This window comes from Oleiphilus sp. HI0128 (assembly GCF_001635365.1).
On sequence record NZ_LWGG01000349.1, the window covers coordinates 1 to 850 of the forward strand.

At 43.5% G+C, this 850-nt stretch carries 1 protein-coding gene; it reads left to right on the plus strand.

Translation table 11 applies throughout. From position 1 onward, the window contains the following. The first annotated feature begins 154 nt into the window (after nt 1-154). Complete coding sequence (gene cobO, locus A3763_RS04400) at nt 155-763, plus strand: cob(I)yrinic acid a,c-diamide adenosyltransferase (RefSeq protein ID WP_082865318.1); 609 nt, start codon at nt 155-157, stop codon at nt 761-763. The last annotated feature ends 87 nt before the right edge of the window (nt 764-850 follow it).

An 850-nucleotide genomic window follows, 5' to 3' on the forward strand; every position in this document is an offset into this window, starting at 1 on the left:
AAATCAGCATATATTTTCCGTGAATGGTGACGTAATGCATCGTTTTTCACTTCGCGTGATTGATGGAATGAAGTCCGTTTGCAGTGCTTTAGATCAAGTCAGAGCCCGCTCATAAAATAAATAATCTAACCTACCTTCCTGAAGGAGTACGACCTTGGAAAAGCAAGATAAAAATGCTTCACATAAAAAGAAGATGCAAAAACAAAAGGCCAATGTAGACGCTAATATCGAGGCAGCCAATATTGAACGTGGTGTCTTAATAGTGCTTACAGGAAATGGCAAGGGAAAGAGCAGTTCTGCTTTTGGCATGGTTTTGCGGGCCTTGGGCTATGACCATAAGGTTGGAGTAGTACAGTTTATCAAGGGGGCACAGCTTTCAGGTGAAGAGCTTTACTTAAAAAACAAATTGCCAGATGTAGACTTCTATCAAATGGGGACTGGCTTTACCTGGAACACGCAAGATCGAGAAGCAGATATCGAAGCGGCCGAAAAAACCTGGAAGGTAGCGGAGAAAATGCTTGCAGATGACAGCTACAACTTGGTCGTGCTGGATGAGCTGACCTATATGATTGCCTATAAATACCTTGAAGAAGAACGAATTCTTTCTGCTTTGCGAGATAGGCCTTTTGAGCAAAGCGTGATTGTTACCGGACGAGGTGGTGGCTCTGCGTTGCAGGAGTTAGCTGATACGGTATCAGAGATTAAAGAGATCAAGCACGCCTATAAGGCGGGCGTTAAGGCTCGTGAAGGGGTTGATTATTAGGCGCTGAGCAAAAGTAAATGAGTACTGTTTTATCTTTTGATTAGCAATACTGTGTCGTAAGAGATGACCTCTAGCTGGCAGTCGAAC